This window comes from Nocardia anaemiae NBRC 100462, from assembly GCF_001612725.1.
Lineage (GTDB): Bacteria > Actinomycetota > Actinomycetes > Mycobacteriales > Mycobacteriaceae > Nocardia > Nocardia anaemiae.
The window spans coordinates 81,096-107,338 of record NZ_BDAZ01000054.1 but is presented as its reverse complement, the minus strand read 5'-3'; the positions used below and the strand labels follow the sequence as shown (position 1 = coordinate 107,338).

Annotated in this window: 23 protein-coding genes and 1 pseudogene; 18 read left to right on the top strand and 6 right to left on the bottom strand. The window is 65.0% G+C overall.

What is annotated here, in order from left to right; translation table 11 throughout:
- Together NA5_RS41895 and NA5_RS28165 are read left to right on the top strand one after the other, a co-directional pair.
- Positions 1-224 (top strand): hypothetical protein (locus tag NA5_RS41895; RefSeq protein ID WP_218020172.1); only part of this gene is annotated, 224 nt, incomplete at its 5' end.
- On the top strand, positions 203-2,191 hold the full coding sequence (locus NA5_RS28165; protein ID WP_062991343.1) for a glycoside hydrolase family 15 protein: 1,989 nt from the start codon (positions 203-205) through the stop codon (positions 2,189-2,191). The genes NA5_RS41895 and NA5_RS28165, both read left to right, overlap by 22 nt.
- A 39-nt stretch (positions 2,192-2,230) precedes the next feature.
- Here the strand turns inward: NA5_RS28165 and NA5_RS28160 are convergent, their stop codons facing one another.
- A complete protein-coding gene (locus NA5_RS28160) occupies positions 2,231-2,752 on the bottom strand; it encodes a hypothetical protein (protein ID WP_062991341.1) in 522 nt (173 codons plus the stop codon).
- 214 nt (positions 2,753-2,966) lie between these two features.
- Between NA5_RS28160 and NA5_RS28155 the strand changes: the two genes are divergently transcribed.
- From NA5_RS28155 to NA5_RS28145, 3 genes are all read left to right on the top strand, one after another.
- Positions 2,967-3,734, top strand: a complete 768-nt coding sequence (locus NA5_RS28155; RefSeq protein WP_062991339.1) for a hypothetical protein — start codon at positions 2,967-2,969, stop codon at positions 3,732-3,734.
- A gap of 19 nt (positions 3,735-3,753) precedes the next feature.
- The gene (gene cyaB / locus NA5_RS28150) at positions 3,754-4,314 is read left to right on the top strand and encodes a class IV adenylate cyclase (protein ID WP_062991337.1); all 561 of its coding nucleotides are present in this window, start codon (positions 3,754-3,756) and stop codon (positions 4,312-4,314) included.
- Between the two features lie 199 nt (positions 4,315-4,513).
- Entirely contained in the window at positions 4,514-5,794 is a 1,281-nt protein-coding gene (locus NA5_RS28145) for a hypothetical protein (RefSeq protein WP_157110675.1), read from the top strand.
- Positions 5,795-5,810: 16 nt separating this feature from the next.
- On the opposite strand, the gene NA5_RS28140 is transcribed toward NA5_RS28145, so the two are convergent.
- Both NA5_RS28140 and NA5_RS28135 read right to left on the bottom strand, forming a co-directional pair.
- Positions 5,811-7,343 carry an MFS transporter gene (locus NA5_RS28140; protein ID WP_062991333.1) on the bottom strand — a complete coding sequence of 511 codons (1,533 nt, stop codon included), beginning with the start codon at positions 7,341-7,343 and terminating at the stop codon, positions 5,811-5,813.
- Complete coding sequence (locus NA5_RS28135) at positions 7,340-8,221, bottom strand: alpha/beta fold hydrolase (RefSeq protein ID WP_062991384.1); 882 nt, start codon at positions 8,219-8,221, stop codon at positions 7,340-7,342. Before NA5_RS28135 ends, NA5_RS28140 begins: the two co-directional genes overlap by 4 nt.
- A gap of 68 nt (positions 8,222-8,289) precedes the next feature.
- On the opposite strand from NA5_RS28135, the gene NA5_RS28130 reads away from it, so the two are divergent.
- Positions 8,290-8,913 carry a winged helix-turn-helix transcriptional regulator gene (locus tag NA5_RS28130; RefSeq protein ID WP_062991382.1) on the top strand — a complete coding sequence of 208 codons (624 nt, stop codon included), beginning with the start codon at positions 8,290-8,292 and terminating at the stop codon, positions 8,911-8,913.
- A 50-nt stretch (positions 8,914-8,963) separates the two neighbouring features.
- Here NA5_RS28130 and NA5_RS28125 read toward each other — a convergent pair whose 3' ends face one another.
- A complete protein-coding gene (locus NA5_RS28125; protein WP_062991331.1) occupies positions 8,964-10,037 on the bottom strand; it encodes a M48 family metallopeptidase in 1,074 nt (357 codons plus the stop codon).
- A 106-nt stretch (positions 10,038-10,143) separates the two neighbouring features.
- Here NA5_RS28125 and NA5_RS43310 point away from each other — a divergent pair, with 106 nt between their 5' ends.
- The 9 genes from NA5_RS43310 to NA5_RS28085 all read left to right on the top strand — a co-directional run bounded on the left by NA5_RS43310 (position 10,144) and on the right by NA5_RS28085 (position 19,551).
- The gene (locus tag NA5_RS43310; RefSeq protein WP_324188356.1) at positions 10,144-10,233 is read left to right on the top strand and encodes an Ms4533A family Cys-rich leader peptide; all 90 of its coding nucleotides are present in this window, start codon (positions 10,144-10,146) and stop codon (positions 10,231-10,233) included.
- A gap of 161 nt (positions 10,234-10,394) precedes the next feature.
- Positions 10,395-11,453: a sulfate ABC transporter substrate-binding protein gene (locus NA5_RS28120; protein WP_062991328.1), complete on the top strand. Its 1,059-nt coding sequence runs from the start codon at positions 10,395-10,397 to the stop codon at positions 11,451-11,453.
- A 208-nt stretch (positions 11,454-11,661) separates the two neighbouring features.
- A complete protein-coding gene (gene cysT / locus NA5_RS28115; protein WP_157110678.1) occupies positions 11,662-12,462 on the top strand; it encodes a sulfate ABC transporter permease subunit CysT in 801 nt (266 codons plus the stop codon).
- Complete coding sequence (cysW, locus tag NA5_RS28110; RefSeq protein WP_062991326.1) at positions 12,459-13,265, top strand: sulfate ABC transporter permease subunit CysW; 807 nt, start codon at positions 12,459-12,461, stop codon at positions 13,263-13,265. Before cysT ends, cysW begins: the two co-directional genes overlap by 4 nt.
- Complete coding sequence (locus NA5_RS28105; protein WP_062991324.1) at positions 13,262-14,257, top strand: sulfate/molybdate ABC transporter ATP-binding protein; 996 nt, start codon at positions 13,262-13,264, stop codon at positions 14,255-14,257. The genes cysW and NA5_RS28105 overlap by 4 nt, the downstream gene beginning before the upstream one ends.
- 262 nt (positions 14,258-14,519) lie before the next feature.
- Positions 14,520-15,230 carry a hypothetical protein gene (locus NA5_RS28100; RefSeq protein WP_157110674.1) on the top strand — a complete coding sequence of 237 codons (711 nt, stop codon included), beginning with the start codon at positions 14,520-14,522 and terminating at the stop codon, positions 15,228-15,230.
- Between the two features lie 512 nt (positions 15,231-15,742).
- Complete coding sequence (locus NA5_RS28095; protein ID WP_245672431.1) at positions 15,743-16,834, top strand: Hsp70 family protein; 1,092 nt, start codon at positions 15,743-15,745, stop codon at positions 16,832-16,834.
- Positions 16,835-16,961: 127 nt separating this feature from the next.
- The gene (locus tag NA5_RS28090; RefSeq protein WP_062991318.1) at positions 16,962-17,966 is read left to right on the top strand and encodes an AurF N-oxygenase family protein; all 1,005 of its coding nucleotides are present in this window, start codon (positions 16,962-16,964) and stop codon (positions 17,964-17,966) included.
- Between the two features lies 1 nt (position 17,967).
- Positions 17,968-19,551, top strand: coding sequence for an FAD-dependent oxidoreductase (locus NA5_RS28085; RefSeq protein ID WP_062991316.1), 1,584 nt, complete (start codon positions 17,968-17,970; stop codon positions 19,549-19,551).
- 156 nt (positions 19,552-19,707) lie between these two features.
- On the opposite strand, the gene NA5_RS28080 is transcribed toward NA5_RS28085, so the two are convergent.
- Positions 19,708-20,469: an SDR family NAD(P)-dependent oxidoreductase gene (locus tag NA5_RS28080; RefSeq protein WP_062991378.1), complete on the bottom strand. Its 762-nt coding sequence runs from the start codon at positions 20,467-20,469 to the stop codon at positions 19,708-19,710.
- 588 nt (positions 20,470-21,057) lie between these two features.
- Between NA5_RS28080 and NA5_RS28075 the strand changes: the two genes are divergently transcribed.
- Together NA5_RS28075 and NA5_RS28070 are read left to right on the top strand one after the other, a co-directional pair.
- Complete coding sequence (locus NA5_RS28075) at positions 21,058-23,274, top strand: Hsp70 family protein (protein ID WP_169811371.1); 2,217 nt, start codon at positions 21,058-21,060, stop codon at positions 23,272-23,274.
- 552 nt (positions 23,275-23,826) lie between these two features.
- Positions 23,827-24,636 carry an HAD family hydrolase gene (locus NA5_RS28070; protein ID WP_062991312.1) on the top strand — a complete coding sequence of 270 codons (810 nt, stop codon included), beginning with the start codon at positions 23,827-23,829 and terminating at the stop codon, positions 24,634-24,636.
- A 165-nt stretch (positions 24,637-24,801) separates the two neighbouring features.
- On the opposite strand, the gene NA5_RS28065 is transcribed toward NA5_RS28070, so the two are convergent.
- A complete protein-coding gene (locus tag NA5_RS28065; RefSeq protein ID WP_062991310.1) occupies positions 24,802-25,200 on the bottom strand; it encodes a VOC family protein in 399 nt (132 codons plus the stop codon).
- An 89-nt stretch (positions 25,201-25,289) separates the two neighbouring features.
- On the opposite strand from NA5_RS28065, the pseudogene NA5_RS28060 reads away from it, so the two are divergent.
- Positions 25,290-26,226 (top strand): annotated as a pseudogene (locus tag NA5_RS28060) (helix-turn-helix transcriptional regulator).
- The last annotated feature ends 17 nt before the right edge of the window (positions 26,227-26,243 follow it).

Genomic DNA, 26,243 nt, shown 5'->3' with positions numbered 1-26,243 from the left:
TGGGGGCGGGGAGAGGCTTGGACGGGCTTCGTCGCATGCGCTTCGACGGCTCGGATGCGAGACGGGCCGCGAACGTCGCTCGTAAGACTCGCTCCGTGGTGGCCGAGTTCACGTTGCATGTTTCGTGGCGGTCAGTGCGCGCTGGTCGATGGGTTTCGGCGCGCTCGGTGGACGATATGGGCGGACGGACCGAAGATGAGGTATGGCGTCTACCGATGATCTGACCGTCGACGAACCTGCTGACCTGCCCGTGCTCAGCAAGCTGAGTCAGGTACGCCAGCACGCCACCTATCCGCCGATCGACGATTACGCATTCCTGTCCGACTGTGAGACCAGCTGTCTGATCGCCAGCAATGGCGGCGTCGAGTGGATGTGCGTGCCACGACCCGATTCGCCGAGCATTTTCGGCGCGATGCTCGATCGCAGTGCCGGTCATTTCCGGATCGGCCCGTACGGGGTCAATGTGCCCGCGGCGCGGCGGTATCTGCCCGGCGGCATGATCCTGGAGACCACCTGGCAGACCGAGACCGGCTGGCTGATCGTGCGCGACGCGCTGGTGCTCGGCCCTTGGCACAACAACGATCAGCGCAGCAAGACCCACCGCCGCACGCCGATGGACTGGGATGCCGAACACATTCTGTTGCGCACGGTGAAGTGTGTGAACGGCACCGTCGAGCTGGAGATGAGCTGCGAACCCGCCTTCGACTACCACCGTGCCCCGGCCCGCTGGGAGTACACCGGCAAGGTGTACGAGGAGGCCACCGCGGTGCGCACCACCGATCCCACCGCAGGTCCGACGCTGGTGCTGACCACCGATCTGCGGCTCGGACTCGAGGGCCGCGAGGCCCGCGCAAGGACCAGGATGAAGGAGGGCGACGAGGTGTTCGTCGCGCTGACCTGGTCGGAGCTGCCCGCGCCGCGCACCTTCGAGGATGCGGCGCAGAAGATGTGGCAGACCACCGAATGCTGGCGGCAGTGGATCACCCTCGGCGATTTCCCGGATCATCCGTGGCGCAACTATTTACAGCGCAGCGCGCTCACGCTCAAGGGGCTCACCTACGCGCCGACCGGTGCGCTGATGGCCGCGGCCACCACATCACTGCCGGAAACACCTGGCGGTCAACGCAATTGGGACTACCGCTACACCTGGGTGCGCGATTCCAGCTTCGCACTGTGGGGCCTGTACACCCTCGGCCTCGACCGCGAGGCCAATGACTTCTTCGCCTTTCTGCGGGACGCCACCACCGGCGACAACGGCGAACCCGTTCCGCTGCAGGTGCTCTACGGTATCGGCGGCGAACGCGACCTCACCGAGAGCACGCTCGACAACCTGACCGGCTACGACGGCGCCAAACCCGTGCGCATCGGCAACGGCGCGTACAACCAGGACCAGCACGATATCTGGGGCACCATGCTCGACGCGGTGTACCTGCACGTGAAGTCCCGGCAACAGGTACCGGAGTCGCTGTGGCCGCTGCTCGAGCGCCAGGTCCAGGCGGCCATCGCGCACTGGCAGGAGCCCGACCGCGGCATCTGGGAAGTGCGCGGTGAGCCACAGCATTTCACCTCGTCGAAAGTCATGTGCTGGGTGGCACTCGACCGCGGTGCGAAACTGGCCGAACTGCACGGCGCGAACGAGCGGGCCGCCGAGTGGTACACCATCGCCGACCAGATCAAGGCCGATATCCTCACCAACGGCGTGAATACCGACGGTGTCTTCACCCAGACCTACGGCGGCGACACCCTGGACGCGTCACTGCTGCTTGTGGTGCTGAACCGCTTCCTGCCGCCCACCGACCACCGGGTGCGCGCCACCGTGCTCTCGATCGCCGACCGGCTCACCGAGAACGGCCTGGTGCTGCGCTACCGGACCGAAACCACCGATGACGGATTGACCGGCGCCGAGGGCACCTTCACCATCTGCTCGTTCTGGTTGGTCTCCGCGCTGGTCGAGATCGGCGAATTGCAGCGCGCCCGTCATCTGTGCGAGCGGCTGCTCGGCTACGCCAGTCCGCTGCGCCTCTACGCCGAGGAAATCGATTCGCGCAGCGGCCGTCATCTCGGCAACTTCCCGCAGGCCTTCACCCACCTGGCCCTGATCAACGCCGTGACCCACGTGATCCGAGCCGAACAGTCACACACCTCCGGCGGATTCCAACCCGCGCATACCCCAGCAAGCCACCCCGCCTGAGGACGTGGGGCGGGTACTCGACTCAGCTTTGCGGGACGATCAACCCTCGTCATCGAATGCGTCGAGCCAGCCGTTCTCATCGACCTCGCACAATGCTCCATCAGCCAGGTGGACTATCAGCTGACTGTTCAGAGGAGCCAGTGCAAGCTTGCGAGAGCTGTCTTCGTTGAAGATCGCGAGCAGCGCCAGAACCGACGGGTCGACGTCGTGGCGCCACGGCTTGATGTCGGACATCTCATTCACGCTCCCGACGCAGCAGAGAGGTCCGACACACTCAGCAGCGCCGCCCAGTAGTCGTCGCGAAACCGCGTCCCACAGATCGAGATGTCCGGGAAATGCCTCGCGAGCGGCCGCGAGATCCGGTGCCGCGGCGTTGTCGAAGAGCACCGTGCCGGGCGCAACGGCTGGAAGCCGTTTGTTGCCGGGCCGCCGAGTGGCGGCGGAGGCGTCCGCCCGATTCTCGATACGCAGAATTCGGGCCTCATTACCGACCAGACGCCAGATGACAACTTTCCGGCCATCCGGCGATTCGGTGGTCCGCAACCTATCGCGTCGGATCATTGCTCCTCGCGGGTCGGTGCTCCCGGTGCTGGGGGACACTGCACCCCGGCACCGGGAGAATTCGACGGGCCGGTTTGGTCTCTCCATCTGCCGATTGCAGTTGCGAAGAGTTCGACAACATCGGCTGGCGCACCGATGTATTTCGCGGGTGCGCCGTTGAACGAAATTCTTTGCGCCAATTGTCGTTCCGGCCCCTGTCTGGGAACGCCAAGACGTGCTGCAAGTTCTGCGCGATCGAGATGTTGCAAGCCTTCTGCGGTTTGTCCAGCAGCACACGGGAGCCAGTCAGCAGCGGCTTGCAACCGCGTTGGAGATGTCCCAAGGTCGTGTCAACGAGCTCATCAACCGCCGTCGGCGGGTAACCAGCCTCGGTTCTTTCGAGAGACTTGCGGGCGGGCTGAGGATGCCCGACAACGCGCGAATGGCGTTGGGGTTGGCTCCGATCGAGAGCAATCACGTGATGCTGACCGATCTCGCTGAGATCACCACCACCTACCCGTCGCAGGCCGATGCGGCGGAGGAGATCCGTGCGCTCGCGAAACTGGCAGAGACCGTGGATGTCATGGCAGTTCGTGGTCTCGGCCTGCTTGGATTGAACGATTCACTCTTGCGTGAACTCGTATCGCCTGAGGCTCGCCTACGAGTCTTGCTGTTGGACCCCGACTCGGACGCCGCAGCGTACCGAGCGAGCGAAATCGGTGAGTCGTCGGAATCGTTTGCCGCTGGCATACGGCTGTCGATCGCGCGTCTGAGGGAACTGGCGTCGGCCGGTCGAACTATCGAGCTCTACACCTACGATCAAGTTCCTGTGTGGCGGATTATCAAGCTGGACAGCACCTTCTTCGTTTCTGCCTTCACCGTCCAGCAGGAGGCTCACTCGTGTCCAACACACCGCGTCGAGCCGAACGCACGCGGCGTTTTGCATCACGCTTTTGCTCGCACGCTCGAACAAGCCGCGGTTACGTCACGCCGCATCATTTGACTCCCCGGAGGAATCGTTCGTGATCGAAGCCGAATACAAAGCGCGACTGTCCGACCCGGAAGCGGTCCGAGAGCGACTGCGCTCGTACGGAGCTGCCGAGGAAGTCAGTTATGAAGATGCGTATTTCGACACCACGGACCGGGCGCTGAACGAGGCCGATTGCGAGCTTCGCCTCCGCACGGTCACTGCAGTCGGTGGCGAGCAGCGACACTTGCTCACTTTCAAAGACGCGGCCGTCGACGTGTCGACGAGGTCGAAGCCAGAGTATGAGACTCACGTGAGTGACAAAAAGGCCATGGCGGAGATCGTGGCTCGGCTCGGATACGGGCCGTTCATCACATTCACCAAGCAGTGCGAGAACTTTCGATTCAATTCGGCGGGCCGAGACATACTGGCGACTGTGGTGACAGTCCCGGAGATCGACGGGACCTTCCTGGAGATCGAGACTCAGGCGGAGGAGGATGACGTCTCGGACGCGCTGGGGGATCTGAGGTCCGTGCTAGTGGAATTGGGTATCGCCCCAGATGAATTGACCACAGAGCAGTACACCGACGCGGTTGCGAAGAGTCGGGGACAGTAGCGACGGCTTGTTGGCGTATAAACTGCTCTTCGGAGATCATGAAGAGGGGGCGATGTCCAATGTCTATGGCTACCAGCGAGTTACACGAGCCGGATGCGTCGATTAGGCAAACGTTCGGTTCTGAGGGGGCTCCGGTGCCGTCGGGATGCTACCGCCTATCCCGATCAGTCTCGGCGAAGTCCGGCGTTTGCTGGCACACGTGACCACTCCAGTCCTCACCAAGGGGCGGCGTGTGCTCTCCTTTCGGGCTCTCGCGAGGGCGACGTATGTCGCCGTCGCGACTCTGCTCACGCTGCTGACCCTCGTCCCTCAGGTTCGCCTGTACCGGGACGATCAGCCTCGCGAAGATGTCATCGCCCAATTACGTTTTCTCCGTGCGAAATTGAACTCGGGATCCGGTGAGAAAATGCAAGGGATGTTCCCCGAGGGATACTTCTTCTCGCACGCCTTGTACGGATTGGCGTGGACCGACGTCGCGCACGTCGATGCCGCGTATCGAGACGACGCGCTCCGAGAGGCGCGATGGGCGCTGGAGCGTCTGGAATCTCCCTCGGGCCGTGCGGTTTTCGACGCACGTCTGCGCCCGGCGCACGGTGTCTTCTATGTCGGATGGTCCAACCGGTTACGCGGGGCCGTGATCGAACTGGCCGGAGCGGACGCGCCGGAGACCGCGCGATTCACCGCCGATTGCGAGGCACTCGCGGCCGCGTTCGATTCCGACGGGCCGTTCCTCGCCGCGTATCCGGGCCAGGCCTGGCCGGTCGACAATGTCGTGGCGGTGGCCGCGCTCAGGCTGCACGATCGTATCGTCGGGTCGCGTTTCGAGCCGGTCATCACCCGATGGCTCACCTCGGCTCGCACGCAACTGGACCCCATAACCGGTCTGCTGCCGCACCGAACGACACCAGTGCGTGAGGGTGCGCGTGGCTCGTCACAATCGATCATCCAGCGATTCCTACCCGAGATCGACCGGGAGTGGGCCAGCCAGCAATACAGCGCATTCCGCCGGTCATTCGTCGACACCACGCTGGGCCTGCCGGGAATACGGGAGTATCCGCGCGGCATCGATGGCACAGGCGATGTGGATTCCGGGCCGCTCATTCTCGGTATCAGTGCCTCGGCGACGTCGGTCACCATCGGCGCGGCCCGAGCACACGACGATAGATCCCTCGCCGGTCCACTCACCAGCCTTGGCGAAAGTCTGGGCATGCCAGTCACTTTCGCCAATTCGAAACGCTACGCTCTCGGCATCCTCCCCATTGGCGATGCCTTCCTGGCCTGGTCCTTCGCCGCGCCGCTCGCCAGCACCGCGACACCGTTCGCGCCCGTGGTCCCCTGGTGGTGGCGCATACCCTGGCACTCGCTCGCCCTGATTTTCCTCACCCTGCTCTGGTTCCCGATCGCCAGGCGACTCGTCCAGCGACGGCGCATGAGTCAGCGAATTATCCCGGCGACCTCACCCTCCGCTTCCCTTGCGTGACAACGCAATAGGTCGCTTACCTGGCTGTTGGAAATTGGGCTGCGGTCCGTTCCAGCGGATTGGGAAGGGCATGCTGGAACCGTCGGCCGGGCAGCGCGATCAGACCTGCGACGGCCGCCGTGTAGCAGAGGGCGGCGACCACGACGCAGCCCACGGAGAGGCCGGACAGGAACGCGTCCTGCGCGGCCCTGAGCAGGCGCGGGTTATTGGCGGCGATCCCGAATGCGACCGGTACCGAGTCGGCGGCTTCGGTGGCCTTCCCGGTGGCGGCGAACGCGCTGTCGAGCAGGTGCGAACCGAAGATCGATGAGAACGCCGAGCCGACCACGGCGACCCCGAGCGTCGAGCCCAGCTCGCGAGTGGCGTCGTTGACCGCCGAGCCGACACCTGCGCGGGCCGGGGGGAGCACGAGCATGATCGACTCTGTCGCCGGGGTAGAGATCAGTCCCATGCCGAGGCCCATGAACATCATCTGCGGGACTATCACAGTCCAGTAGGACGTGTCGGTGTCCGCGGTTGCGGCGACCCATGCCATGGCGGTGCCGAACGACAGGAGCCCGGTAACCACCACTGCGCGGGTACCCAGCCGGGGAGCGAGCAGCCCGCCGACTACCGAGGCGACCGCGATCGACAGCGCAACCGGCAGGATCCGGGCGCCGGTTGAGAGTGGGCCGAACTCGCGGACCACTTGGAAGTACTGGGTGATGAGGAAGATGAAGCCCGATAGTGCGAAGAAGGTGACCGCGACCGCCGCGCTCGCGGCGCTGAAGCGTCGATCCGTAAACAGCCGGACGTCGAGCATGGGATGCTCGGCCGCGCGTTCCACCACCACGAAGGCGACAGTCAGTCCGAGAGCCATCCCGAATCCGATCACCGTGGGGCCGCTGTGCCAACCGCGCTCGGGGGCCTCGATCACTGTGTAGACGAGCACTCCGAGCAGGGCGATCGAGATGGTAAGACCGCGGAAATCCAGGGCGGGAACGGAGGGCGCGCGCGATTCGGGCACCAGAAGGAATCCGAGAACGGCGGCCAGGAGCGCGAGTGGCACCAGTGCCCAGAACACGCTGCCCCAGTAGAAGTGCTCGAGCAGCAGTCCGCCGGTGACCGGTCCGGAGGCGACTCCGACTCCGACGACCGCGCCCCATCCACCGAGCGCGGCGGCGCGCTGTCGGCGGTCGGGGAAGGTGTTGGTAATGATCGACAGTGTGGTGGGGAAGATCAGCGCGGCGAACGCTCCCATGCCGAAGCGTGCCGCGATCAGCGCTCCGGTGCTGTCCACCATGGCTCCTGCCGCGCTGGTTGCGGCGAATCCGAGAAGTCCGGCCAGCAGTGCCGGTTGTCGTCCGTGGCGATCGGAGAGGCTGCCCGCCGCCAGCACCAATGCGGTGAACGCGAGGTTGTAGCCGTCGACGACCCATTGCAGTCCACGGGTGCCAGCGTCGAGCTCTGTGGCGATACTTGGCAGCGCGACATTGACGATTGTGACGTCGAGGTTGATAACGAGTACCGCGACATACACCGAAACAAGGATTCCTGCCTTGCGGCTCATGAGGGTTCCTCCGACCACCACTCGCGGATCGCGGCCGCGAACTGGTCGGGCGCGTCGGACTGCACGAAGTGGCCGCCGCCGTCGACGATCACAGTGTGGTGGCCGGGGAACAGCTCTTCCCACCGCCTGCGCTCCTTGTCCCCGAACACGACGTCGGCGTTGCCCCAGATGATGAGCGTCGGGAGCGACGCGAGGCTGGGAATGTTGGCTTCGACATCGGCGAGAAGGGCCCGCCCGGCCGTAATCTGCCGTGGCAGTACGGCGGTCGCTTCCCGCCGATCGGACGTGGCGAGCGCCTTCCGGTAATGGCCCATCTCCTCCGATGTCGGCTTCCGCAGCCGGTGCCCGACCGGAATCGTGGCATTGACGAACAGGTTGAGCTGTCTGATCAGCAGCCGCCCCACCGGGCCGCCCATCACCTGAGATGCGATGTGCGCCTTGGGATCACCGTTCATCGGCCAACCCCACGTGTTGGTCAGCACCAGACGCTCGAACGCGGCGGGCCGCTGTGCGACGGTGGCGAGGCCGATGGGGCCGCCCCAGTCGTGGGCCACAAGGGTGACCCCGCTCAGGGCGAGGGCATCGACGAAGGAGGTGACGACCTGGATATGTTCCTCGGGCAGATGCCGAGAGCCGGTGCGGGTCGAGGACAGGCCGAAGCCGGGATAGTCGAGCGCGACGCAACGGAACTCGTCGCGCAAGGCACCGATCACGTCGCGATACACAAAGGACCAGGTCGGGTTGCCGTGCAGGAACAGCAGTGTGGGCCCTGAACCTTCGTCGACGTAGTGGATCGTGTGCCCGTCGATGGCGACGAATCTGCTCTGGAACGGGAACAGTTCGTCATCGACCCATGCCGGTCTTTCCGTCTTGCGCATGACCACACCTCACCTCGCGACTAGACTTGATTTATTCAGGCACGCTTTAGAATGTCAAGCAGGTGGAGATGAGTCGAAGTTACGGTCAGTACTGCGGTCTTGCCAGGGCGCTCGATGTCGTGGGGGATCGGTGGAATCTGCTCATCGTCCGCCAGCTCCTCGTGGCACCCGCCCGCTACCGCGAGCTGCTGGATGGGCTGCCCGGTGTGGCCACCAATCTGCTCGCCGACCGGCTGCGCGACCTCGAGGCCGCCGGTGTCGTGGAGCGACGGCTGGCCGAAGAGGGCAACGCCGTGACCTACGCACTCACCGTGTGGGGTGCCCAGTTGCGCGAGCCGATCGAAGGCCTCATCCGATGGTCTACGCCGCTCATGGTCAGTGGCCCCGCCGACGACCGGTTCCGTCCCGAATGGCTCGCTGTGGCGCTGCCCGCCCTGCTCGACGCCAGGGTGCAGGCAGAGCGGTCAGCGACGGTCGGGGTTGCGATCGACGGGCAGCTGTTTCAGTTGCAGGCCACCCGATCGGGCCTAGGTGTCGGCCCGCACGATGGTCGACCTCTCGATGCCGTCCTGCGCGCGGAGGCCGCGATCGTTCTCGGCTTGGCGGCGGGCATGCTCGACCTCGACGGAATCCGTGCACTCGTCGACATCGAAGGCGATGAAACCGCCCTGCGAGCCGTCTTCGCTCAGTGACAGGCCGCGCGATACCTGATGGGGCACGGCAGCTTTCGTTCGAACGGCGGTTATTGTTCGTCGGATTCCCGGTCGGTCCCGGTGCGCCAGTCGTTGAAACGCTTGCCGATCTTGGAGACGGTCTCGCCGACCTCGTGCCCCACGGTGCTCACCGCGGATCCGACATCGCGCCCGAGACTGCGCACCGTGCGGATCAGCGGATCCTCCGACTGGTCGAAGTTCGTCCGATAGGTGCGCGCGGCCTCCTTGATCTCGTCGCTGATCTTGGTGTGCTTGTCGTGTTCGCGGCGCGGGTAATCCCCGCCGAGCATGCGGTTGTATTCGCCGGATTGAATCCAGCGGCGCAGTTCCGCGGCTCGCAGCACCGAAAACGGATGGCTTTGCAATTCCAGGTTGAGCAGCTTCAGGACACCGTCGCGCAGGTCGCCGGAGCGCTCATAGTCATCGGCCTGCTGCAGGAACGCGCCGTGGTTCATCTCCTTGATCCAGGTGCCGCCCGCGGTTTTCATATGCACTCGCACCGACGCCTCGACATCCTGACCGCACAGCAGTCCGGCCCGATCGCCGGACAACTCGGACTTGCGGCTCCACTCCATCAGCGCGGCGACGATCGCGCGCAATGCCCAGCCACCCACCGGCACCCAGCCCAGATTGGCCGAAATGCGCAGCAGATGCATGAGCATGGTGCGGTACACCGCGTGTCCGGACAGCGCGTGTCCGATTTCGTGGCCGACGATGAAGCGCAGCTCTTCGGTGTCCATCAGATCGATCAGTCCGGTCGTGAGCACGATGAACGGCTGGTCCATGCCGATGGTGAAGGCGTTCACCTGCGGGCTCTGCAGTACGAACATCTCGGGGGTGATGCGCGCGTCCAGGACTTCCAGACAGTCCTGCCGCAGCTGGTGCAGGGAACGGAACTGGCGTTCGTCAACGCGAACCGCGGTCGCCAGATAGAGCAGCCGGTGCTGGCGTTCCTGCAGTAATCCGGACAGAGTGCGCAGGACGGTGTCGAAACCGGCGAGCGAGCGCAGCGTCACCAGCGCGGTGCGGTCGGCGGGATGCTCCCACGCACGGGTGCTGATTTCGGGGAACCGGGCGCGAACGCGATCCGGGCTGGTAGTCATGGGATGAAACCCCCCTCTTCCAGGAACTTTGTCGGTTTTTGCCGTCTGCAAGCGGATAGCTAGCGTTGATTCGAGCCGGTGGCATTTCCTCTGCTACAGTCTGCCCGTGTCTTCGAATGCCGTCCCGCAGGTCCGCCATGAATTGGCGTTGATCGCTGTCGGCAATCTCGCGGTCGCGGACATTCTCTGTCGCTGATCGGCGCCGGGCGCTGCTGCGCATCCATTTTCTCTAGACTGGCGCGCAACTTTTCGCAGCAGTGTCCGTACCCCTGACCTTCGGTCGACAAGTCGCGCCGCAGTTCTACCGACGCGACAACTAGTCCACGTCGCGGCGGAGCACAAGGAAAGGTTCCACCCATGTCACCCAGGTCCTTGCTCCTCGGATCGTCCCGATCGCGCCGTCGCCCGGTGATCGCCGCGCTAACCGCCGTGGCCGCCGTCGTGCTCACCGCGTGCGGTGGTGGAGCGAGCGACACGGTGGGCGGTGGCGGTGCCGACGGTAGCGGCGGCACCCTGAACCTGTACGCCTACGCCGTCCCGAAGCCCGGTTTCGACAAGGTCGTGCCCGCGTTCAATAAGACCGACAAGGGTAAGGGCGTCACGATCAACGGCTCCTACGGCGCGTCGGGCGATCAGTCCCGCAAGGTCAAGGATGGCGCCGAGGCCGATGTCGTCAACTTCTCGGTGGAGCCCGATATCACCCGCCTGGTCGACGCCGGTCTGGTCGATCCGAGCTGGAATGCTGACGCCACCAAGGGGATTCCGTTCGGCTCGGTCGTCGCGATCGTGGTGCGCAAGGGCAATCCGAAGGGCATCAAGGACTGGGACGATCTGCTCAAGCCGGGCGTGCAGGTCGTCACCCCGAACCCGTTCAGCTCGGGCTCGGCCAAGTGGAATCTGCTCGCGCCGTACGCGGCAAAGAGCGACGGCGGCAAGAACCCGCAGGTGGGTCTGGATTACCTCAGCCAGCTCATCTCCAAGGAGCATGTGCAGGTACAGCCGAAGTCGGGCCGTGAAGCCACCGAGACCTTCCTGCAGGGCACCGGTGACGTGCTGCTGAGCTACGAGAACGAGGCGATCTTCTCCGAGCGCAACGGTGACCCGATCGAGCACATCGTGCCGCCGACCACCTTCAAGATCGAGAACCCGGTCGCGGTACTGAAGAACAGCAAGCATCTGGATACGGCGAACGCCTTCCGCGACTTCCTGTTCACCACCGAGGGCCAAAAGGCTTGGGCCTCGGCCGGATTCCGCCCGGTCGATCCGAAGGTGGCCGCCGACTACGCAAAGGACTTCCCGACTCCGCAGAAACTGTGGACCATCGCCGATCTCGGTGGCTGGAAGACCGTCGACAAGGACCTGTTCACTGCGAACACCGGCTCCGTCGCGGTCATCTACGACAAGGCCACCAAGTAATTCGGTGATCTGAAACACCCCGCGGTGTGTGCGACGGGCCCGTAGGAGGCAGCTTGCGTAACCACGAAGGGCCCCGCACGCACCGCAGATCGAAGCAGGATACTGGACGATTGTGACTGACAGCAGCAGCGCCGGGATCGGGCATGCGCCCGCTCCCGGCGGCTCCGAAGACGCCGCCCCCAAGGCTCCCGGCCGGACCAGGTCGTGGCTGCGGGTAACCGGTTCGGTGGGTCCGCTCGGCATCGCCACCGCGGTGCTATGGCTCAGCATCATCGTGCTGCTGCCGCTGGCTGCGCTGACCGTCACCTCATTCGATGACGGTTGGTCCGGGTTCTGGGACGCCATCACCGCACCCGCGGCCATCGACTCGCTGCGCATCACGGTGTTCGTCTCCGTGGTGGTGGCGATCATCAATGTGGTGATGGGCACGCTGATCGCGTGGGTGCTGGTCCGTGACGAGTTCCCGGGCAAGGGCATCGTCAACGCGCTCATCGATCTGCCGTTCGCGCTACCGACGATCGTCGCGAGCATCGTGCTGCTTTCGCTCTACGGTCCGCAGAGTCCGGTCGATATCCACCTCAACGCCACCCAGCCCGGCCTGGTGGTGGCGCTGGCATTCGTCACACTGCCGTTCGTGGTGCGCTCGGTGCAGCCGGTGCTCATCGAGGCCGACCGCGAGGTCGAGCAGGCCGCGCTGTCCCTCGGCGCGGACAACTGGACCACCTTCCGTCGCATCGTCTTGCCGACGCTGGCGCCCGCCATCATCAGCGGCGGTGGCCTCGCCTTCGCCCGCGCCATCGGCGAATACGGTTCGGTGGTGCTGATCGGTGGCGCCATTCCACGCAAGACCGAGATGGCCTCGCAGTACATCCAGAAGCAGATCGAGATCGATCGGCCGGTGAACGCGGCGGCGGTCTCGGTCGCACTGCTGGTCATCTCGTTCGCGACCCTGCTGGTGTTGCGGCTGTGGGCCGAGCGCACCGCGCGCAAAGAGCAGGAGGCGCGATGAATCTGTCCTGGCCGACCCGTATTTCGCTGCGCGTGGTTGCGCTCGGCTATTTGTTCATCCTGCTGGTATTGCCGCTGATCATCATTCTGTGGCGCACCTTCGAGAAGGGCATCGGCGCGTTCATCGACTCGATCTCCACGCCCGCGGCGATCTCGGCATTCCAGTTGTCGATCCTCATCGTGGCGATCGTCGTCCCGGTGAATGTCATCTTCGGCATCGTCACCGCGATCGCCCTGGTGCGCGGCAAGTTCCCGGGCCGCACGCTGGTGCAGGGCATCGTGGATCTGCCCTTCGCGGTCTCGCCGGTCGTGGTCGGTGTCGCGCTGATCCTGCTGTGGGGTGCGGACGGCTGGTTCGGCGGACTCGAAGACGTCGGCTTCAAGGTGATCTTCAATCTGCCCGGCATGGTGATCGCGACGATCTTCGTCACGCTGCCGTTCGTGGTGCGCGAGGTCGAGCCGGTGCTGCACGAGATCGGCGACGATCAGGAGCAGGCCGCCGCCACCCTCGGCGCGTCTCGCTGGCAGACGTTCTGGCGGATCACCCTGCCCGCGATCCGCTGGGGGCTGACCTACGGTGTCGTGTTGACCGTCGCGCGTGCGCTCGGCGAATTCGGTGCGGTGATCATGGTGTCCTCCGCGCTGCCGGGTAAGTCGCAGACGCTGACCCTGCTCGTACACGGTCGATACATCAACGACCACAACACCTTCGGCGCCTACGCCGCCGCGACCCTGCTGATGGGCCTTGCCCTCGTAGTTCTCCTGTTGATGACCCTCCTCGAACGTAAGCGGGGCACCAAGTGATCACCGTGACCAATGCGAAGAAGAACTACGGTTCCTTCGCCGCCCTGGACGATGTCAGCATCGAGATCCCGTCGGGCGAGCTGACCGCCCTGCTCGGCCCATCGGGTTCGGGCAAGTCGACGCTGCTGCGCTCGATCGCGGGCCTGGAATCGCTGGACTCCGGTGTCGTCGCCATCGCGGGCAACGATGTCACCCACATAGCGCCGCAGAAGCGCGATATCGGCTTCGTATTCCAGCATTACGCCGCGTTCAAACATATGACCGTGCGCGATAACGTCGCCTTCGGGCTCAAGATCCGCAAGCGTCCCAAGGGCGAAATCGCCAAGCGGGTGGACGAATTGCTCGGCATCGTCGGTCTCGACGGCTTCCAGCACCGGTACCCGGCCCAGCTCTCCGGCGGTCAGCGTCAGCGCATGGCACTGGCTCGCGCGCTGGCGGTCGATCCACAGGTGCTGCTGCTCGACGAGCCGTTCGGCGCACTCGATGCCAAGGTGCGCGCCGATCTGCGCACCTGGCTGCGCAGGCTGCACGAGGAGGTCCATGTGACCACCGTGCTGGTCACCCACGACCAGGAGGAGGCGCTCGATGTCGCCGATCGGATCGCGGTGATGAACAAGGGGCGCATCGAACAGGTCGGCAGCCCGGAGGACGTCTACGACCGCCCCGCAAACGAATTCGTGATGTCCTTCCTCGGCGCGGTGGCCCGGCTCAACGGACATCTGGTGCGCCCGCACGATATTCGCGTCGGTCGCGATGCCAGCATGGCGCTGGCCAAGGACGAGGGCACCGCGGAATCGGCGGGCGTCACCCGCGCCACCGTGGAACGCGTTGTGCACCTCGGTTTCGAGGTGCGCGTCGAGTTGCGCAATGCCGCCACCGGTGATCTGTTCGCCGCCCAGGTGACTCGCGGTGATGCCGAGGCGCTGCAGCTCAGCGATGGGGAAACCGTGTACGCGCGTGCCACCCGTATTCCGGAACTGCCTGCGGGATAAGGGCCCTGTTCGATTCGTGGCGTCCGTCGTGCACGCCGCGAATTCGAGTCCGCTTTATGGCCACGGATTCCGCATGCGCGAAATCCGTGGCCATTACTGGCGTGTCGAAACCGAACTCCGGTTTCCGCGTCTCATATTGTGCTGAATGCGAAACACACGCTAGTGGGTTCCGGTGAATTATCGGAACGTAATCCGATGTGAGCATTCGCAATGGTCGTCGAACGCGGCCCGTATGCGGGCGGCGGGAAGTTGATCGATCACCATGTCAATTCGAAGACAGATGTTCCTCGCGCTGGCTGGTGCCAGTGCGGCGGTGATAATCCAACCCGGTCCGGCAATCGCCGCACCACCACCCGGAACGCCCGCAGTGCGCGCACCGGATGGCCCGGTTATCACCGAGATCCCCGCGGACACGCCCGAAGTGGCCACAGTCGGTCCGGAATCGGTGGGGAAGCCGATCCCGAACTCATATGTCGGTCTGACTCCGGCGCAGTTGATACCGCACGGAATCCAGGGCGAGCAAAGGCATTTCACGCCGAATCCGGAGCAATGGGACAACGCGCGCACGATTGTCGAAGTGGTTCTGCGTCGCGATATGCCCGCCTATGCGGCGGTGATCGCGCTGGCCACCGCACTGCAGGAATCGCTGCTGCGCAACCTGACCGAGGCGGTCGATCACGACTCGCTCGGGGTGTTCCAGCAGCGGCCGTCCGCAGGCTGGGGTACGCCGGAGCAGCTCACCGATCCGCGCTACGCGACCGAGCGATTCCTGGACGCACTGCTGGTCCATGCGCCGGATTACCCGGCGATGCCGCTGTGGCAGGCGGCGCAGGCCGCGCAGCGCTCGGGCTTTCCGACGGCGTACGCGCGGTGGCAGGAGCAGGCCGCGCAGATGGTGTCGCGATTGCTCGGGCCGCGGCAGGGGCCGGTGCGGCGGGCGGCGAGTGCCCAAGCGGTGCTGGGGTGTTGCTGATCATTCGCCAACGGCCGCAATGGTTTTGATTTCCCGCACCGGAATCGCTCGCGAATTCCGATGCGGGAAATCGGAACTCGTTGCTGGAGCAGACAGGCCCGGGCGGTCACGGACTGGTCGGTATCGAACCGGTTGCGGATCTGCTCGCTGTGACCCGTTCGGCAACCTCTATCTATGCCTTCTTTAGATCTGTTTTCGCATGTAAGAACGTGTATCGGTAGGCGGGACGGCATGGTGGCCACTGTCTGGCAAACAGTGACAGGGCATCGTTGAATTCCGACGCGCCGTAAGGAGAATCGGCTAGACATCGGCGCGTCACGTCCCGTGCCAGGTGAGCCGGTATCGGCGCCGTGCTGTGCAACCAGTGTCAGTGGCGGCGGCATGCGGACAACCGTATGTCCGGTGGTTGGCAGGCCGGTCGCGGAGTGGTTGCGTGAATAGGGTTCGAAGCAAATCGGCTCGGCGATCAGAGGATTGCGATGGCGGTTGGTCTCGGTTTGAGCATAGGCACGGTGAACACGGTTTCCGCTCTGGCGGAGGAGGGTTCGGCCAAGGCTCCACCCGGTCGCCGCTCCGCCGCCGAACGCTCGCTCGCCATCACCCGTCGCACCACCCTCACCTTCGACAGCACCGGAATGGCAAGGGTGGGCATGATTCCGCGGCACGGACGCGCCATCACCGAATTCGCCGATCTGAGTCAACCCAAGACCAAGCAGGCCAGGGTCGGGCACCGCGCGCTCACCGCGGCCGATCTGATCGCGGTCGCCACGGAATGTCTGATCACCGAGGCACGTCGTGATCGTGGGGCGGTCGGGGCGCGGGTCATGCTGACACATCCGGCGTGCTACACCGAGGGGCGGGTGGGCGAAGTGCGGGCCGCGCTGGACGCGATCGGCCTGAGTCATGTCGAGCTGGTCGCCGAACCCGTCGCGGCGGCCACCTGGCTCGAGGTCGAACGCGGTCCGTTGATGCCGGGCCTAGCCCTGGTCTATGACCTAGGTGGGGCCAGCCTCGATATCACCCTCGTGCGCGTGGGCGCGGGCCGTCCGCGCAATCCCATTGTCGGCGTACCGATCCGTTCGACGGATTTCGGCGGGCGTGCTTTCGGCGCGCTGGTCGCCGCACGTGCCGGGAACGGGACCGCGCCCGCCGCCATCTCCGGTGTCACCGCCGACGAGTTGCGCACCATTCATATCCGTTCCTCGTTGCAGCTGGTCTATCGCTGTCTGCGGATGGCGGATGTGACCATGGCCGATGTGGACTGCGTACTGGTGGTCGGCGGCGCGGCCCGGCCGGTCGAGGTGGCCCAGGTGCTCGCCGATGAACTGGCGCGTCCGGTGATCACGGCCCCGGATCCGGAACGCACGATCGCCGACGGCGCCGCCATCCTCGCGCGTCGCGCCGCCGCGACGGACGAGGATGCGACCGGACATCACCGTCGGCGCAGAGCTACGACGCGCGCGCTCTTACTTTCCCGGCGCACCAGGCGCCGTTTGACCCGGGTGGCGATCGCGGCGGGGATGTCGGCTGCTGGAGTGGCGCTCGCGCTGGCGCTGCCCGCCGACACGGTGGTCGCGGGATTGTCGCAACTCGGGCTGCGGTAAAGGCAGACCCGGCGGCGTACCGCAGCGTCGCCGGGGATGCCGATCGTCGGTCAGGTTGACGTGACTCCTCGTAGGTGTAACTATGGGATACAGTAAATGTGTCCCACGAGGAGAGGCAGTGACGACGATGTCTACAGCCGTGACGCCCGCAGTCGATCCCGATCTGGCGAAGGCGCAGGAGTATGCCGCCAAGCTGCTGCTGCTCTCCGAAGGTTCGGTGAACAAGCATTTCGACCCGTTCGAGGACATCGACTGGGACAATCCGGATTTCGCCGCCGATGCCGGTGAAGAGCGCTGGGTGCTCCCGGTATCCGGTGATGCGCTCGGTCGCCACCCCTGGTACCAGGCGCTGCCGCTGGAGCGGAAGATCGCGATCGGCAAGTACCGCCAAGCCAATGTCGCCAAGGTCGGTCTGCAGTTCGAATCCATCCTGATCAGCGGCATGGTGACGCACAGCTTCGGCCTCCCCAACGGATCGCCGGAATTCCGCTACTGCTCCCACGAAATGATCGAGGAGCACAACCACACCCTGATGTTCCAGGAGATGGTCAACCGGATCGGCATCGACGTTCCCGGTATGGGCCCGCTCGTGCGCAAATTCAAGTACATCGGCGCGCCGGTGGCCGCCCTGTTCCCGAATCTTTTCTTCATGGCCGTGCTCGCGGGCGAGGAGCCGATCGACCACATTCAGAAGGCGATCCTGCGTTCGGGTGAGGAAGTGCATCCGATCATGCGCGGCGTGATGGCGATTCACGTCGCCGAGGAGGCGCGCCACATTTCCTTCGCGCACGAATTCCTCAAGCAGCATGTGCCCGAGAAGAATGCGGCCAACAAGTTGGTGCTCTCGATCGTCATGCCGATCGTCATGTTCATCCTCGGCCGTTCCATCTACACCCCGCCCCGGTCGTTCTTCAAGGAGTTCGATATTCCGGATGAGGTGCGCAAGGAGTTGTTCTACGGCTCGAAGCAAGCCAAGCAGGAGTTCAGCGACTTCTTCGGCGATGTGCGCACGCTGGCCAACGACATCGGCCTGATGAACCCGATCGGCAAGGCCGTCTGGAAGCTGCTGAATATCGACGGCCACACCACCCGCTACCGCTCCGAGCCGCTGCGCTCGGCCAAGGCGGGCTGACGTGCCCTACGTCGTCACGCAGTCGTGCTGTAGCGACGCGTCCTGCGTCTACGCCTGCCCGGTCAACTGCATCCATCCCACGCCCGACGAACCGGATTTTCTGACGGCGGAGATGCTGTACGTCGACCCGCAGGCGTGCGTGGACTGCGGCGCGTGTGCGAGTGCGTGCCCGGTCGATGCCATCACATCGTCGAAGAAGCTGACCGACGAGCAGAAGCCGTTCATCGAGATCAATGCCGACTTCTATCGGCAGGCGCGCCCGCGCCCGCTGCTGGCGAAGCCGGTGCCCGCGGCCGAGATCCACACCGAGCGTCAGCCGCTGCGGGTGGCGATCGTCGGATCCGGACCCTCTGCCATGTACGCGGCCGATGAACTGCTGACCCAGCCCGACGTCACAGTGACGGTCTTCGACCGACTTCCGGTACCCCATGGACTCGCCAGATACGGCGTCGCGCCGGACCATGCCAACACCAGGCAGGTCAATAAGCTCTTCGATATCATCGCGGCGCAGCCCGGTTTCGGGTCGTACCTGAATATCGAAGTGGGCAAACATATTTCGCACGCCGAGCTGCTGGCGCACTTCCATGCGGTGATCTACGCGGTCGGTGCCTCCTCGGATCGTAAGCTCGATATTCCAGGAGAAGGACTGGCGGGCAATGTATCCGCCACCGACTTCGTCGCGTGGTACAACGGGCATCCGGACCACGTCGGGCGCACCTTCGATCTGTCGCAACGACGGGCCGTCGTCGTCGGCAATGGCAATGTGGCCCTCGATGTGGCGCGCATTCTGGCCAGCGATCCGGAAACATTGGCGGGCACCGATATCGCACCGCATGCGCTGCAGGCATTGCGGGAGAGCAAGATCGAAGAAGTGGTCGTGCTCGGTCGGCGCGGTCTGCTCGAATCGGCTTTCACCGTGCCGGAATTCGTCGGACTGCTCGGCTCGGACGTCGATATCGCCATCGAGGGTGAACTGCCTGCGGTGACCGACGAGCTGCCGTATCAGGTCGAGCAGAAGCTGCGATTGCTGCACAGCGTTGCCGAGCGGCCGTTCGGTGCGCGCAAGCGGATCGTCTTCCGGTACCTGGCCGCCCCGATCGGTATTCTCGGCACGGACGAGGTGACCGGTATCGAGGTGGGCCGTAACGAACTCGTCACCGATCCGGATGGTCGCGTTCGTGCGGTGGCGACGGGGGAGACCGAGCGGTTGGATGCCGGGCTGGTGCTCACTTCGGTGGGGTATCGCGGTGTCGCCTTGCCGGGCTTGCCATTCGACGAACAGGCCGCCGTGATCCCGAACCTGAACGGCCGCGTGCTGGAACAGTCCGGTGGTGCGGTGCTGCCAGGAACCTATGTCACCGGCTGGATCAAGCGCGGCCCCACCGGATTCATCGGCACCAACAAATCCTGTGCGCAGGAGACGGTTCGGCAGTTGGCCGATGATTTCAATGCCGGTCGGTTGGGTGAACCCGAGGGCAACGCAACGGATTTCGACCACATGGTGCGCCGTCGTCGGCCCTCGGTCGTGGCCCGCCGAACCGAGATGCGGACCGGTATCGTGCGCCGTCTGCTCGCCCGTGCCTGAGCGGCGCATGCGCGCCCATGTCGCATTCGTGCTGTGTAACGGATTTCGTCCCACGCCGACATGGTGAGTGCGCGGTAGGGTCCGTGACGACGGTCGGCACCTCGGCGCTCGGCGACGCGATGAGGGCGAATGCCGGGCCGAGGTGCCGATTGACGATTATTTGGCGGTGAATCCGCCGTCGATCGCGAGTGCCGCGCCGGTGATGAAGCTGGCCTCATCGCTCAGCAGGTAGGCGCAGAACGAGGCGATCTCCTCCGGCGTGCTGATCCGGCCGAGCGGATGCAATGCGGCGATGGCCGCCACACCCTCGGGCGTCGCGCCCATCGAGTTGCGGAAAGCTGGCGTGTCGACCGCGCCGGAGACCAGCGCATTGACGCGAACGCCCTGTTCAGCGGCCTCCAGCGCCACCGCGCGGGTCAGCCCGACGACCCCGTGCTTGGCCGCCACATACGGCGCCACCGAACCCATGCCGACTACGCCGAGATTCGAGGCGTTATTGAGTATCGCACCGCCACCTGAGGCGACCATGGCCGGAACCTGGTGGCGCAAACCGTAGAACACACTGGTCAGGTTGAGTTCGAGATCGGCGCGCCACCCTGCCTCGTCGATCTGCTCGACCGGGCCGAACGCATTGACCGCACCCGCATTGTTGAATGCCGCGTCCAGTCGGCCGTATTCGGTGACTGCCGCCTGGGTCAGTCGAGCGACCTCGTCCTCGACGGTGACATCGGTCGGTACGAAGACCGCCCGGCCGCCCGCCGCGCGGATATCGGTCGCGACCTGCTCGCCCGCGTCTTTGCCTCGAGCACCGAGCACCACCGCCGCGCCCTCGGCCGCCGCTCGCATGGCCACCGCCTTGCCGACACCCGAGCTCGCACCGGTGATGAGCACGACCTTGTCCGCGAAACGTGTTGACATCGTATCCGAATTCCCTTCTCGTCCTTGCAATTTCATATCGATGCGGTGGTGCTTGATCTCGGTTCGTCCGAGCGCTCGCTCATCGCTGAATCCAGTCAATCGGTTGATCAGTGGTGCTGCTGGCGGAAATCAGCCGTTGCGTTTGATGTGTCATATTTCTGTGGTTGGGGCGCCCGTGCTACGAAATTCATAGCTCTGGCAATGATTTGGTTACCGACCAGTCGGTGTGGGTTGTCGGTTCTGGGCGGTTGTATTGCGTAAGGCGAATCAGGGCTTCGATTTGGGTTACTGTGTGGTAGCGGAATCCGGCTTACCGCAGTGGAATCGGGCCTTCGGTCGCGAAACGCCGAACGTCCAGGGGTCTGGATGAATCTTTGTCATGTGATCTAGCTGGGAGTTTGAAGCAGGGTCAACGGAAGCCAAACGTTTCATATCAATTCGACATCCGAATCGATCCGGCAGCAGCTAACCTGTGGGTGCTGTTTGGGAAGCGACCGCGGCCACACGGATCTCCTGTGTGATGGACGTGGTCTCGGTGCGTTGACGGGATAGCGAATGACTACAGGTCTGGGTTTCAGCATCGGTTCAGTGAACTCCGTTTCCGCCATGGTGACCGGTGAGCGACCGTTGTCGTCGGTGCGGACGCGCCGCACGGCGGTGACCTTCGACTGTGCGGGCGGCATCCGAATCGGGGGAATCCCCCAATTCGACATGGCGGTAACGGATTTCGCCGATCTGGCGCGTGACCCCGAGTCGATCGTCGTGGGAGGTCGACTCTGGTCGCCCGCGAACCTGGTCGCTGCCGTGGTGAACGGCCTGCTCGAATCCTTCCCGCCGACCGCGGGAGCCGTGGCCACCTATCCCGCGTGCTATTCCGATAAGCAGCTGTCGCTGCTGCGGCAGGCATTGAATCTGGCCGGAGCCGTGGATGTGCTGCTCGTACCCGAACCTGTCGCGGCGGCGGAGTGGCTCGAACAGGAACGCGGACCGCTGGAGTCCGGATTCGTGCTGGTATACGACCTCGGTGGGGCCAGCCTCGATGTGTCCATGGTCCGGGTCGGTCCGGACTGGGAGGATCACCCGATCGTCGGAAAGTCCGTGCGCTCATATGATTTCGGCGGTCGGCCGCTCGGCTCGATGATCGCGCGCTATGCCAGGGTCGCCGAACCCGGCGACAACGGGTCGATGCTGCAGATGACCTCGATCGTCGATGTCACGAGTATGCGCGCCCAACACATCCGGGATTCCCTCGACGTGGTGCGCGAATGTGTGGAATCGACGGGGCGGTGCCTGTCCGATATCAGCTGCGTCCTGCTGGTCGGCGGTGCCACCCGCCCCGTCGAGGTCGCGCGTATTCTCGCTGAACTCGGTCGACCGGTGGTGATGTCGGCCGATCCGGGCCAGACCGTCGCCGTCGGCGCCGCCGGGTACGCGGCCCGCACCTTCGCCCCGCTCTCGACCGGTGGTCGGCATCGAGCGCCGAAGGTCGCCGTATTCTCCAGTGCCGCAGTGGCTTCCGCAGTGGCGGTATCGGCCGTCACGGTATTCGGCGGACCGGACATATCGCCGATGCCGTCCCTGGTGGACGCCTTGCCGGGCAGCTTCCCGCTGGACAACCTATTGTTCGAGCCCGATGTCGAGGCGCTCGCCGAGGCAGGTTCCGCTGCCGTTGGTTGGGCGACCACCGCGGCGGGCTTCGGCTATTCCGGTCGGCCGGCCTACGGGGTCGCACCCTTCGCCCATACGACGCCGACGGGTCCATCGATCGGGCCCTCGGTAGCCGAGGCACATGGCGGCCGACATGGTGAACCGCGCAGTGCGACACCGCATTCCGGTGGTGGCACCTACGCCGACCCGGCGCAGTTCCTGAACCCCCTGCCGTTCATCCAAAGTCCACAGCTGAACCCGGCCGCGCCTGCCAGTGGCACGCCTATTCCGCGCGTCAGTCTTCCGGGTTCGATTCCCGCCCCGCCCAATTCGGCTCCTCCCGGTACCGGGACGACCCCGGGTGCCGCTACTTCGGCGTCCGGCGGCACCTCGACCGGTAACGGTGTACCGGGCACGACCGTGGGCGAAACACACACCGGGACTGGGCCGTCGGGCGGTAGCGGGTCGGGCGGCAGTGCGGGGGATGCGTCCGGCGGTGCGGCTTCGGGCACCAATGGTTCTACGGGGGGTTCCACCGGCGGTTCGTCGGGTACATCGGGCGGTTCGACAAGTAGCGGCGTGTCAGGCGGTTCGACCGGTGGTGGCACGTCGGGGGGTTCGACGAGTGGTGGCACGTCGGGCTCGACGGGTGGTGGGCCGTCGGGAGGCTCCACGAATGGTGGTGCGTCGGACGGTTCCACGGGTGATGGTGCGTCGGGAGGCTCCACGAGTGGCGGTCCGTCGGCAGGTTCTATGAATGGTGGTGTGTCGGGAGGCTCTGTGAATGGTGGTGTGTCGGGAGGCTCCACGAATGACGGTGCTTCGTCCGGTTCGACAAATGGTGGGGCGTCGGGAGGTTCGATGAGCGGTGGTGCCCCGGGAGGCTCGGCGACTGGTGATCACTCGGGCGGCTCCACGACTGGTGGTCACTCAGGTGGTTCGACGGGCGGTGGTATGTCGGGTGGTTCGACGAGCGGAGGCACGGTCGGCGGTTCGACCGGTGGCGGAATCTCAGGCGGGACGAGCGTCGGTTCGACCGGAGGCACCTCGTCCAACGGCAGGGCCTCGGGCGGAACTCCTTCTGGCGGCACCTCATCCGGTGGTACCTCCTCGCACGGCTCGGGCGGCTACGGCGGTGGCGGAGGCGCCCGCAGATAGTCCTTGGTAGCAATTCCCCGGCCTTGCGCCGCCTCCGGCAGTTCGCCGAGCGTAGTGATACGGCGGTCGAATTCGGCGTGGGCGACCACCATTCGACTACGTTCGACGGAGCCTCGGGCCCGAGCAGCGGTACGGCAGAAGCTGTCTGGACACGGCGCTAGTAAGCGCGCGAATTCCCAGGTGCGGTGCGGCTGTTCGTGCCTTCGGTGCGAGTCGGCGGCATCGGCGCCGGTGGCACTTCGTGCCGAGATCCTGTGGGGATCAGTCGAGTGAGGCAGGGTCTGGCAAAGGGCGTTGAAGTCCCGGCGGAAGGGTAAGCAGGCACTGTGAACGATCACCGGCGCAGCGTCGGCGGTTGGGTGAAAGTCGCTGGTCTGGACGGCTGTTGGCTGCTCGGCGGACTGCCACGTGATTTCATACATCGCACCGTTTGTCGGGATTCGCACTTCTCGTAGAGGTGTAAGAGAGTGCGGCGGTGGGTGTGCCGGGCTATTGGCGAGGGTGCGGCACATTCGGACCGGTCGAATTTCGGTGACGCCGAGTGCCATAGCGATGCACAATGGGTTGGTGGTACACGGGGGACCTCAGCTTATTGCGCTGGATGTCGACGGAACGTTGCTGCAGACGGGATCGCCGATCAGTGAACGGGTGATCGATGCTGTGCGGGCGGCGGTCGGGGCGGGCGCGCATGTGGTTGTCACGACCGGGCGGACGTTGATGACGACGCGGCCTGTGTTGCAGGAGCTCGGGCTGGTCGACGGACATGCGTTGTGCTCCAACGGCGCGGTGCACATCGATGTGGCGAAGGGGGAGCCGGTGGCGGTGCAGACCTTCGATCCGGGCCCTGCGGTCGTCGCCTTGCGTGCACTGTTTCCGGAGATGATCTTCGCGGTGGAGAAGGTCGGCATCGGCACCTGGGCGACGGGGGCGAGTCCGGGTGAATTCTCGATCGGCGAATACGTTCTCGTCGATGACGGCGCATTGAGCAGCGAGCCCACCCCTCGACTCAATGGCTGGTGGCCCGACGGCTCCTTGGAAGAGATGCTGCGCCTGCTCACCCGCCTGCGAGTCCCGGATGCGAGCTGGGTGCACGGCGAATTCGGTCCGTGGCTTACTGTTTCGCGCCGCGGCGTCTCCAAGGGTTGGGCATTGGAGCGACTGCGCACCGCGCTCTGCATTCCCCGCGCCGCGACCCTCGCCATCGGCGACGGCTACAACGACCGCGAAATGCTGCACTGGGCAGGACATTCCGTAGCAATGGCGAATGCACCGAACGAGGTCCGCACCTGGGCCGACGAAGTCGCCGACGATGTCGGCGACGACGGCGTAGCCAAAATCCTGGAACGCTGGTTCACCCACTGACCTGAACCAATGATCACCATGCGCTAGTGGCGGCAAAAATTGGCCTCACGAAGCGGTGGGAGACCCCGAGAGCGCGAGTCGCCAAGCGTTCTCGGGGTAAGGCATGCGTTGGGGGAGGAGCGGATAACCCGCGAACGCACCGGTCGGGCGCGCCCGGGGCGGGCCTTAGTTGCGGCCGAGGATTTCCAGGTAGTGGGGGTTCTGCATGATGCCGAGGATGTTGCCGAAGGGGTCTATTACGGAGGCGGTGATGAAATTTCCGTCGCCGCGGGGGGTGATTGGTTCGTATTCCTTGGCTCCGAGGGTCAGGAGTCGGTCGAAGGTTGCCTGCACGTCGTCGACATGCCAGTGCAGGATGGCGCCGCCGGGTGTGTTCTGGGCACCGGCGGGGGCGAATTTGCGGTTGATGATTCCCAATTCGTGCTGGTAGTCGCCGATGCGGAACTCGTAGTAGCCGCCGGGCACCGCATAGTACGGGGCGAAGCCGAGTACCTCGGTGTACCAATCCTTCGCGGCCTCGAGGTCGTCGGCGTAGAGCGAAACGGTGGCCATTCCTCGCAACATCTTGGTCTCCTCTGATCGGGGTCTGTGTGATCCATGATTCCGCGTAAAGTGCTCATCAAATGAGCACTTTTTTGGGCAGAATTGTGTTCATGCGAGCAGATCGGTTGGTGGCGACCCTATTGCTGATGCAGGCCCGCGGACGCGTGACGGCTGCCGAGATCGCGGCCGAACTCGAGGTTTCGGTCGCGACCGCGCGCCGCGACCTAGAGGCGCTCTCGGCCGCCGGGGTTCCGGTCTATCCGCAGCCGGGTCGCGGCGGCGGCTGGTCGCTGGTCGGCGGTGCGCGTACGGATCTCAGCGGTCTGAGCGAACCAGAGGCTCGCGCGCTGTTCCTACTGGCTGGACCGTCCGCGAACGCGGTACCCGAGGTCAAATCCGCGTTGCGCAAGCTGGTGCGCGCCCTCCCGCAGACCTTCCGCACGGATGCGCAGGCCGCGGCCGAAGCGGTGGTGATTGATCCCGCGCGCTGGGGTGAACGTGATCACGCTCGGCCGCAGCTCGTCGAATTGTTGCAGCGCGCGGTGGTAGAACGCCGCAAGGTACGGCTGACATATGAGCGGGCGGGAGAGCGCACTCGGCGCGTCGTCGACCCGTGGGGCCTGGTCGACAAGGACGCCATCTGGTATCTCATCGCGGGCACCGACCGTGGTAGGCGCACCTTCCGCGTCGATCGCATCGTCGATGCCGCGATCACCGATGAAACTGCCGACCGCCCAGCGGATTTCGATCTGTCCACAGCTTGGGAGGAGGTCGTCGGCGAGGTCGAACAACGTCGCGCCGCCACCGACCGCGCTCATCACGTCACAACTACTTCCGATTCTGCGCAAGCAGCAGGGGCGGCACTGCGCCGTGGACGGCCCGGTCGCCGACGGACGCGTCCAGGTCCGCATCACCGCACCGACACCGCGCATGATCGCCCAGCAATTGGCGGGCTGGGGTGCCGAAATCGAGGTGCTGGCACCGCGATCGGTGCGGGCGGAGTTGGCGGTACTCGGTGCCGAACTCGTCGATCGATACGGCGGGTGACCGGACGTGGTGCCGCA

Excerpts from the sequence above, each read along its gene's own strand:
- NA5_RS28165 (WP_062991343.1), top strand. The coding sequence starts at position 203 with ATGGCGTCTACCGATGATCTGACCGTCGACGAACCTGCTGACCTGCCC.
- NA5_RS28160 (WP_062991341.1), bottom strand. The coding sequence starts at position 2,752 with ATGATCCGACGCGATAGGTTGCGGACCACCGAATCGCCGGATGGCCGG.
- NA5_RS28140 (WP_062991333.1), bottom strand. The coding sequence starts at position 7,343 with ATGAGCCGCAAGGCAGGAATCCTTGTTTCGGTGTATGTCGCGGTACTC.
- NA5_RS28135 (WP_062991384.1), bottom strand. The coding sequence starts at position 8,221 with ATGCGCAAGACGGAAAGACCGGCATGGGTCGATGACGAACTGTTCCCG.
- NA5_RS28130 (WP_062991382.1), top strand. The coding sequence starts at position 8,290 with ATGAGTCGAAGTTACGGTCAGTACTGCGGTCTTGCCAGGGCGCTCGAT.
- NA5_RS28125 (WP_062991331.1), bottom strand. The coding sequence starts at position 10,037 with ATGACTACCAGCCCGGATCGCGTTCGCGCCCGGTTCCCCGAAATCAGC.
- NA5_RS28120 (WP_062991328.1), top strand. The coding sequence starts at position 10,395 with ATGTCACCCAGGTCCTTGCTCCTCGGATCGTCCCGATCGCGCCGTCGC.
- cysW (WP_062991326.1), top strand. The coding sequence starts at position 12,459 with ATGAATCTGTCCTGGCCGACCCGTATTTCGCTGCGCGTGGTTGCGCTC.
- NA5_RS28100 (WP_157110674.1), top strand. The coding sequence starts at position 14,520 with ATGTCAATTCGAAGACAGATGTTCCTCGCGCTGGCTGGTGCCAGTGCG.
- NA5_RS28090 (WP_062991318.1), top strand. The coding sequence starts at position 16,962 with ATGTCTACAGCCGTGACGCCCGCAGTCGATCCCGATCTGGCGAAGGCG.
- NA5_RS28080 (WP_062991378.1), bottom strand. The coding sequence starts at position 20,469 with ATGTCAACACGTTTCGCGGACAAGGTCGTGCTCATCACCGGTGCGAGC.
- NA5_RS28070 (WP_062991312.1), top strand. The coding sequence starts at position 23,827 with ATGCACAATGGGTTGGTGGTACACGGGGGACCTCAGCTTATTGCGCTG.
- NA5_RS28065 (WP_062991310.1), bottom strand. The coding sequence starts at position 25,200 with ATGTTGCGAGGAATGGCCACCGTTTCGCTCTACGCCGACGACCTCGAG.